The organism is Bacteroidota bacterium (assembly GCA_013696965.1).
In the GTDB taxonomy this organism is placed as follows: domain Bacteria; phylum Bacteroidota; class Bacteroidia; order JACCXN01; family JACCXN01; genus JACCXN01.
Window position 1 is genome coordinate 1 of sequence record JACCXN010000036.1, and the last position, 9581, is coordinate 9581.

At 33.8% G+C, this 9581-nt stretch carries 5 protein-coding genes; 4 read left to right on the forward strand and 1 reads right to left on the reverse strand.

Going from position 1 to position 9581, the window contains the following annotated elements; all coding sequences use genetic code 11:
* Nucleotides 1-619: 619 nt before the first annotated feature.
* On the reverse strand, nt 620-2251 hold the full coding sequence (locus tag H0V01_05915; protein ID MBA2582908.1) for a T9SS type A sorting domain-containing protein: 1632 nt from the start codon (nt 2249-2251) through the stop codon (nt 620-622).
* Between the two features lie 171 nt (nt 2252-2422).
* On the opposite strand from H0V01_05915, the gene H0V01_05920 reads away from it, so the two are divergent.
* From H0V01_05920 to H0V01_05935, 4 genes are all read left to right on the forward strand, one after another.
* On the forward strand, nt 2423-3358 hold the full coding sequence (locus H0V01_05920; protein ID MBA2582909.1) for a hypothetical protein: 936 nt from the start codon (nt 2423-2425) through the stop codon (nt 3356-3358).
* Entirely contained in the window at nt 3342-5801 is a 2460-nt protein-coding gene (locus tag H0V01_05925) for a T9SS type A sorting domain-containing protein (protein MBA2582910.1), read from the forward strand. The genes H0V01_05920 and H0V01_05925 overlap by 17 nt, the downstream gene beginning before the upstream one ends.
* Nucleotides 5802-7033: 1232 nt before the next feature.
* The gene (locus H0V01_05930; protein ID MBA2582911.1) at nt 7034-8062 is read left to right on the forward strand and encodes a tetratricopeptide repeat protein; all 1029 of its coding nucleotides are present in this window, start codon (nt 7034-7036) and stop codon (nt 8060-8062) included.
* A gap of 135 nt (nt 8063-8197) precedes the next feature.
* Nucleotides 8198-9046, forward strand: a complete 849-nt coding sequence (locus tag H0V01_05935; protein MBA2582912.1) for a hypothetical protein — start codon at nt 8198-8200, stop codon at nt 9044-9046.
* The last annotated feature ends 535 nt before the right edge of the window (nt 9047-9581 follow it).

Below are 9581 nucleotides of genomic sequence, written 5' to 3' on the forward strand. Positions count from 1 at the left end.
CTTTTTGGTATGGCTTTCCGATAAATATTACAAATCTCGTCCCATGGAATGAGGTTTGCCAAAATAACCCATCGATTATCTGAATTTAATTTTTTTTCGAATGGGGACTCAAATCCTTCTAAAACCAACTGGTTTTTACTAACATAATTTGGAATTGGTGCACGCTTTTTTGGTGGTTTCTTCATATTTCCTTGCACTTGATGTGCCGAATATAGGTATGTTTGTCTGATTTACAAAGTGATAGGTGTTTTTCAGCAGACCCTATTTAAAAAGCAATATATTTAAAAAACATACTATCTTTTTTGTATTTATGGTTTCGCCATCTATCATCCTTATAAAAAACACACATGGTGAACAATGTAATAAATCTATTGAAAGACTATTATCTAAAATATGAGGATTTGGCTATCCTAATTTACCTATTGAATTATAAATTAAGATTGTTCCTAATAATTGACCAACAACCTGATTATTTTGGTTAAATAATGGAGAGCTCCTGATGATCCAGGTTCTACAGCACCTTGATTAAAATGCAATCTCCACATTGGTCTGTCAAAGGAAGGGGAATATGCATTTTGTTTAAGAATTACACTTGTTGATTTTCATGCTTAAATGCAATTCAATTAACAACAATTCTTCTAACGGCTCTTTTTCTATCTGCAATTATTTCTATGAAATAAATTCCTTTGGCGTGCTTATTCATGTCAATAAATCTTTCATAATCACCTTTAACTCCGAAAATATTTTCTGTATAAATTTTCTGCCCCTTTGAATTAATTATGTTTAGCTGTAAATCACAGGACTCAGGTAAATTACATTCGATCTGGAAAGTGCCGCTTGTTGGATTTGGATAAATATTACACGAGAGTAAGGATCTATCTGAAAATTCATTTACACCTATTATAGCTTGTGTTGTATCATATTTGATCTTAATCAAAAACACTTCATCGTCACCTGTCAATGAAAGAGATCCGAGAGTAAAGTTTCCTCCAAACGCACCCGTAACATACAGATCGCCTTGCTCGTTACCAACTAAATCTATACCATGACCACCACCGCCATAAGATCCTTTCACCCATTTTAAACTACCATCAGTATCATAATTTGCTAAGAACACATCAATACCACCGCTTGTTGAATAGATTGTTTGATTGTCAAATACTGCATGACCGGTACTACCTCCCGAACCAAAATATCCTGTAATAAATATATTTCCGTTGTTGTCTGCGTATAGTTCCCTCAGTATATCGATGCCGTTACCTCCCGCAGTTTTTACCCATTGGCAATTACCTACACTATCATATTTAGCAATAAAAATGTCACTTGCACAATTCATAGGAGAAGTAATACTTATTGTATCAAAATACGAAACAGAAGAACCCGTATAGGCACCATAATATCCTCCAATAAAGATTTCTCCTTTGCTATTTACATCAATGGCTTTAGGTGATTCAGTATCAGAGCCCTTAATTGTTTTTACCCATTGTAGATTAGCGTTAGGGTCATATTTGGCTAAAAAGCCATCGAAATTTCCGCTGCTTACAATCTGTAAGGAATCTGTAATATATTGAGTCCCTCCGAAATTACCTGTAGTATAAATATTTCCTTTTTTATCCAAACACATATCAAAAGTCTGAATCATTGAAACATGACAAAAAAATTCTTTCACCCATAAAAAAGTTCCATCAGAAGCATACTTAGCGATAAAAGCCTCTTTTTGCATCGCATACCCTTCAAATAAAGAATCTTTCCAGCAATATCCGGCAATATAAACTTCATCATTCTGATTTATGCAAATTTCATGAGGTGTACTATGTTTTATTATTGGTTTACTGAACAATAAATTTCCATTCAGATCATATTTCATAAAGTACATTCCCCCATTGGTTAGCATAGCCCCTTCATATTGCATGTTTCCGCTATAATAACCAGAGACAAAAACATTCCCATTTCCGTCAACGGCATTTATTGCACTGATAGCCATATGTTTTGAATAAAATATTTTCTGCCATTTTAAATTACCCACACTGTCGTATTTCAAAATAAAACCACCCATATCAGTTGAATCAGGTTGGTGATATGGCCCGGTAAAGCTGCCCGAAACAATCACATCGTTATCTTTTGAATTTGAGATCGACCAGCCATAGCTGTTCCGTGAAAATTTTTTACTCCTTGCCCATTCAAAGGAAGACTGAGCAAGCCCTGATGAAACATATAAAAAAAGAAAATATAAGAAAAGGGGAATACGCATTTGTTTAAGAATTACACTTTTAATACCCAAAAATATTGCCTTAATATGTAGCTTTAGTGAAAATGCCGCTAAAAGGCTGCATTGAAGAGTCAAACACCATAAAATGTTCGACAGTTGTTGGAAGTGTGATTTATTATTGTACATTTATTTCCTCAAATAAAACCCCAAAACATGAAAAAAACTCTCTACTTTCTGATTTTTATAGGATTAATAGGGCCTGCAAAGGAAACTGCTGCCCAACCTATTTCGCAAGTATTTTATGCTCAAAACTACTGGATGCCAAATAAACCTGCATTTGGTTTCACTGGTCAATTAGAAAGCTGGTGGACGGAAATTAACGCAAGTGGCGTAAAATATATACGTGTCGGAGGTAAAGCTTATGACGGATCAGGAATGTGGCCGATTCCAACATTATTAGGAATTATAGATACTATCAGAGCCAGAGGCTTTGAGCCGATAATACAGGTTCCAATAAAGATTAATCTATCAGTGGCTCAAAATGCTATAGATAATGCGGCAATAATATCTGATATAAATGTGACTAATGCAAAAAATATAGTTTATTGGGAAATAGGAAATGAACCGGATGGTTCTTATTCAGGTGTAAATAATTATCACACCAATCCGATAATTGCTGATTACATCAAGCAGGTTTCAACAGCCATGAAAGGAGTTCTTGGCCAATCGGGCATAAAAATAATCGGGCCATGTTTGTCTTACTATGATTTTCCCAAATATGCTTCCTTTCTGGGTGGTGCAGATAACATTACAGGTTCGGGTGCAAATGGATATTACATCGATTATGTTGGGTTTAACACTTATCCTTTCAGTAAAGCTCAATTACAGGCGGGAACTGCCCGACAGGACATTATAAACTATGTTAACTCTCCGTTTCAATTTGACGATATTTTAGATACCATTAATGCCCGCATTGCCCTGGTGGGAAGAACAGGTAGTTTAAAGCCTTTTGTTACAGAAGTTAATATAAGCGCTTATCAGGATAATACCAACGCAACTACACGTGGGCCAATCGGTGTTGGACCGAAGTTTTTTAGGAGGACAATTTTGGGCGGAAATGATGGCAAAAGGAATGGAAAAGCAAGTTGAATCAATGGCTTTTTGGAGCGTTATAGAAGGAGAGCCGGGAGATACATACGAAACTGATATAGGTTACATTGGAACAGAACTATTACAGAAACGATCTACTTATTGGCACTACAAAATGATGGCCGACAACTTTAAGGGCACATTTTTTCCTTCAGTAAGCGTAAATCAACCAAATATAAAAGCTTTTGCCGCTAAATCTTCTGATCGCATAGTTGTAATGATTTTAAACGAGCAAAACTCCGGCAGCTTGGCATTTAAAGTAAGATTGGACAACACGGGCTCGGTTGGGGCAGGATTAGATATTGCATTTAACGTTACAGGCGCTACCGCAGGAGCAAACCATGTAAGTACAGTTAATATCCAAAATCAATCAACCGTTTTGCTTATTTTCAACTGTAAGGGCGCAATATCTGAGCGGTATGATTATACTTTGAGTAACGCGATAAACGATCAGGGACCCCAAACAATCACCATTCCAGTAGCAACTTCATTAATTGGTGCAACGATTTCAAATGATATTGGCAATGCGCAACTTTGCTCTTCCGGTGGAGTTTGCAGTTTTTTTAATTATACTCCTTCAAATTATGTTTATAGTTGGACAAGCCCTTATGGACCCGTTAATTATACCGGCAATTCCGTGGAATATTGCTCTTTAGTTGTAGGAGGTCAAACAATTTATACATTTACAGCAACTGATCCTTCTACCACATGTTCTACAACTCAAAATGTAACTGTAAATGATTGTGGTCCAATTACCGGCTTTGATTTTTATGCATATGTTTGCGGTGCAACACCTTCTAATTGTGGTGCTAATAATGGAGGCGCTATGGTTTGCGCAGGAGGAGCATCAACTTATAGCTATAAATGGGACGGAGGTGCTTATGGTACTAACTCTTCAATTACCGGATTATCACCTGGAATGCATACAGTTGTTGTTAAAAACGCACCGCCTGCTATTGGTGGTTTAACAAGAACTTTACAGTTTTATGTTCCTATTACAGGAACTCAACCTGCTATTAGTGCAGGCCCAGACAGAACTATTGGCAGGTTCTGCCGTGTAATTCTCACCGCAGTGCCAAATTTAACTTCAAGTGGGTATACCTATAATTGGTACAAAGGAACCTCTACAACTCCATTTAGCAATTCCTATACAACTAATATCAGTGTTTGGAATACAGCTACCTATAAAGTCGTGGTTACTTCACCAAGTGGATGCACTAATTCTGATTATGTAAATATAAACATGACTCTTACACCACGTTGCATCACTGATTTACCAAGTATAAGCACTGCTATTGAATGCAAATACAATATAGGCTCAGGCGGACCTTTGCCTCCTGTTAATGTGTTAAACTCATCAGTAATTATTAATTCTGATCAGTTCATTGACAATGTTACTATAGTGCCGAACAATGTTAACCTTACCGTTATTGATTGTGAGCTGGCGTTTTCTGAAAACTCAAAAATAATTGTTCTGCCAGGAGGAAAGTTAGAAATCCGAAACTCTTTTTTTCATGGTTGTGAAAATTTAAAATGGGGCGGTATAGAGGTTAAAGGAAACAATAACGTTTCAGATCAATTAATTGTAACGGGATCAGCTTTTGCAAACACAGACTATGTAATAAAAACAGATAAAACCTTGAATATTTATATTGAGGATAATATTTTCGCCAATGGAATTACCGCCATAGAGTTGGATAGAAATAAAGATTTCGTGATAAGAAATAATTATTTTTACAATTATGATATCGCTATAAAGGCTTCCAGGACACCTGTTGCAAATGTTCGATCACTTATAAAGGAAAATATTTTTGAGAAGGTGAAAACTGCCATTTATTTTGAAAATGATAACCAGTCGAAGTTAGATATCGTATGTAATAAATTCGACAACTATGAAGATTATGCAATTTATGCTCAAAATACAATACTAAAAGATCAGGGTAGTAATATTGAAGCAGGAAATTCTTTTGTTTCAACTTCTGTAAAGTTAAATCATAAGTTACGCCATAATGGTAATACTATGAATTATTATTATGATCCATCAAATCCTGTTACACTCGTTACTTCAGGTGGTATGAGTGCTATTGCCCAAGCCGCCTCTTCGGATGGTACTTGTTCAGATATTAATGACAGACGTAGTAATCCTAATCCGAATGTAGGAAGTGATCCTGTTTATGGAAACTCAAAGAGTAAATTAGATCTTTATTCTGCGCCAAATCCGAATTCAGGAGAAGCAACAATTTATTATAACTTGGGTGAAGAAAAACAAGGAACATTAACAATAATGGATATGTATGGAAATGTGATGAATTGCATAAAAGTAACGAGTGAATCCAATCAAGTTAATTCTGATTACAGCAATTATTCTTCCGGAATCTATATGATTTCATTAACGAATTCGAAAAGTGAAGTAATTAACAAAAAGATGATTATAGCAAAATAATTCCTATTTTTATTCTAATTTTAAAAGCCGCTAAAAAAAAGCGGCTTTTTTCTTATAATATAAAGAATGTTAATGTTTACAGGGATTCTTCTACTATTTGAAAGTAATTAAAAAGACTATTTTTGTTCAGATTGGATTTGCTTTTCACAAATTGCTTATTGTTCCTTGTTAAAAGGTTTTACCATCAACAGATCCTTTTGTCTTATTTCCAATTATACGTGCCATAAGCTTTGTTTCACAATAAAACTCCCCAGAAAACGTATTTATTATAATTGGAAATCGCTTTAAAAAAAACTTTGCATTCGTGTAATCTGCTACCCTTAGTCCCACAATGATTTCCAAGGGTATTCGGGTCAAAAAATAATTAAATATTTCTTTTACTCCGTACATACTCCTTGTTATCTGCCTGTTATCTCCCTATTACTTCATTCTAACTTTAACATTACTAAATCTAAGTGGCATGACAGACCTAAGACAAACCAAACTGTAAGGAATTATGACCCCCATAAAAATTCACTACTAACCATAAAAGTTTGGAACGAAAACCCTTGCGCACAGGTAAGCACATTCACAATTCCCTCAAAAATCCATCCCACAAACCAAAAATTGTAAATAAGCTTCCCTCTTCCTTCCCCAGGCTAGATTTCAATTTTTTTACCCCTCCCTTTTAAAAAAACAAAACACCCAAACACACTGAGCCCCTGTCACTGTACAATACGTTGTGCAATTTGAAAGTAATGCAAACTTCCTAGACAAGTGGGTAATGCCAACGGCTAACATTGCATATCCTCAAGTGGCGGTCTTGGTGCTCTATTCAAAGCCTGGAATTTCTATTAACTTTGCTGCTCACGGTTTTTGGTTCGGTGCAATAATCGCCACCTGGGTATATGCAAAAAACGTTAGCCGTAAGCATTGCGGGGCGGTATGACAGACGTGACATTCAGCCTTTTTCATTAAGCAACTTTTCTGCAAATTTAGAACGTTCAGGGCAGCCCTTCGCTTCGTGCTTTTTTCCTTTTTATCCCCCCACAAAATATTAAAATTGCCAGCCCCAAAATTGCACATTTGTTTTTGCCGCCTCCCATAAAGCTGACACACATTGGCAAAATCAAAAGAGCAATTTCCCTGCGCAAGTTTCTGCTTTTTTTAGTATTATTGTTACTTTGGTGGTTGACTTTAGAAAAAACATTATTTTTACAATAATAATTAAAAACAGACAATTTCAATTTTTTATGGTCACATTTTCACTCAAAGGAAATCAAACAAGAAAAAGCAAGAATTCTTCTATTTTACAATTTTTTATAATTCTTTTCACATTAACCTTTCAATTAGCCTCATTTGGACAATCATCAAAAGACTCTGTAGATGTATACCAGGCACCTTCAATGCGTCTGATTAAAATAAATGATGATAATAAAGAAGTTAGCAATGTTGAAATTGGAAAATCCATTTTAATAATTTATCATAAAAAAAACAAATCATTTATCATAAATTATAAAGATGAAAAAAATGAAGGTAAAGATTTAAAATTGACATTTGTAAGTGCGACTAAGGAACCTAATTATTATATAATGAAAGATATTAAAGGGAATAACTCTTATGTCGATAATCAACTAGAGGGCTTAAAAACATTAGCAATTTTACCAGAAAAAAAAGATGGGGATTATGCTTTAATAGTTTTAATTAAAGATGCTGTTAAGCTTAAAAACTTAACAGCTGAAGAACATTTAAGTAATGGTCTTACTAAACTAAAGGAAGGTGATATTACAAATGCGATAATAGATTTTGATAAAGCCATAGAACTTAACCCAAAATTAGAAGTAGCATATGATTATAGGGGATTAGCAAAGGTGCAAAGTGGTGATTTAGTTGGTGCAATTCAAGATTATAACTCGGTAATAGAAATTAATCCAAAGAACAGAGAAATTTATCCATACAGGGGATATGTTAAACAACAACTGAAAGATTATCGTGGAGCGATTCTGGACTATACAAAATCAATTGAGTTAAATGTAGAAAATATAGAAATGATATATCTTAATCGAGGCGTAGCAAAGGAAAAATTAAAAGATTACCAAGGTGCAATTAGAGATTACACAAAAGCCATTGAGATTAATCCTAAAAATAATCTAGCCTACCTAAATCGAGGTCTTATTTATGTACATTTGGACAATAAAGAAGCTGCGTGTATAGACTTTAGCAAAGCTGGCGAACTTGGAGAAAAAGAGGGATATGAAAATATTTTGAAATTTTGTCAATAAGTGTAAAACGACAATAATTTATTTAATATTAATGAAGCAATTTATATATTTAGAAAAGTGATATAAAAAGTAGCTCAATTTCCTTGCTAATAAAAATTACAAATTGACATAAAAAAAAACTATAACAATAAAATTATGATGAATATTGAAGAATATGTAAAAACAGAAAAATCTAATTATTATATCCCTTTCATTTTTCCAAATAGAAATATAATTGAGGGTTTAATGAAATATGATTCTTTCTTAGATAAAATATTCCAAAGTAATCCTTTCATAATATTGATAGGGAAGGATTTAAAAGAACTTTTAACAACTGATTTTTACACAGATGAAATACTGTTATTGCAGTTCGAAAATAATCACAAAAAAAAAGCTGAAATAAAAAAAGAGTTAAAATTTTATAGGGAACAATATTATATAGAAAACGAAAAGGAATTTGAAAAATTGAAGTCCTGGTCGGGTAATTACAAAAGCTTGTTAAACATTAACCCATACTTATTTTTTTCAATTTATAACAATATTTATGTTGAAGTCATTTTAAAATCAAGTCAAAGATATTCATTAAAAAATTTATTTAATAAAATATCCTACGCACATTTTAATTTCAATGATTATGGATCTGGTGAAGGTGACCTTTACTTTGACCAACAATATATTTTATGTATACCAAATATTTATTATTGTTCATTGCCTGAAAAGACAATACTAACGTCTCAAAATTTAAATTTTGGAAAATATGAATTTAAAACATTAACTGAATTATATCATCAAGACAATAGCTATATTGATTGGTTAATTAATACCACTTCCTATTGCATATTAGATTTTCAAAAGCTCTATCACTTTGACGAATTAGAAAGAAATCATTATTTAAGCGAGGAATCTCTTATATTGAATTTTGCTAAATCATTGCATTATGCATTAATGTTAAAACAAAACGATATAATAGAACAGGGGCTAAATGACAATATGTATGAATTCTAATAATTAGTAATCTAAAAAATAGCTACTTTGAAGAGTGTGCAAAATTAACGGTTGAGCTTTCCACGCACGGTTTCAGCACATTTCCAATTCACACTAATCTCCCCTCAAAAGCCAAAAATTGTAAATAAGCTTCCCCCTTTCCTAAAGAAGAATTTTAATATTTTCCTCCCCTCACAAAAAAAGGAAAAAAACACGCTAACCCGCAGAAAGCCTGTCACTATTCATTGACGTTACACTGCAATTCGCAATTAATCGTAGTGATCTAGAAAAGTGGGTAATGCCAACGGCTAACACTGCATATTCGCCAGTGGCGGTCTAGGTGCTCTATTGCAAAGCCTGGAATTTCTATTAACTTTGCTGCTCACGGTTTTTGGTTCGGTGCAACAATCGCCACCAGCGTATATGCAGAAACCGTTGGGCGTAATGCGTGCATTCAAAAAATTCGGATTTGAAACCGTAATTACTTTCGAAAAATTTTAAGATTTTAGTTGATATTTCTAATATTCAAACCCTGTTGATTAAGTCAAATCCTTGA

What these genes read in the sequence shown, in the direction of transcription:
- H0V01_05935 (MBA2582912.1), top strand. Translation starts at nt 8,198, where the DNA reads ATGATGAATATTGAAGAATATGTAAAAACAGAAAAATCTAATTATTAT.
- H0V01_05925 (MBA2582910.1), top strand. Translation starts at nt 3,342, where the DNA reads ATGGAAAAGCAAGTTGAATCAATGGCTTTTTGGAGCGTTATAGAAGGA.
- H0V01_05915 (MBA2582908.1), bottom strand. Translation starts at nt 2,251, where the DNA reads ATGCGTATTCCCCTTTTCTTATATTTTCTTTTTTTATATGTTTCATCA.
- H0V01_05930 (MBA2582911.1), top strand. Translation starts at nt 7,034, where the DNA reads ATGGTCACATTTTCACTCAAAGGAAATCAAACAAGAAAAAGCAAGAAT.
- H0V01_05920 (MBA2582909.1), top strand. Translation starts at nt 2,423, where the DNA reads ATGAAAAAAACTCTCTACTTTCTGATTTTTATAGGATTAATAGGGCCT.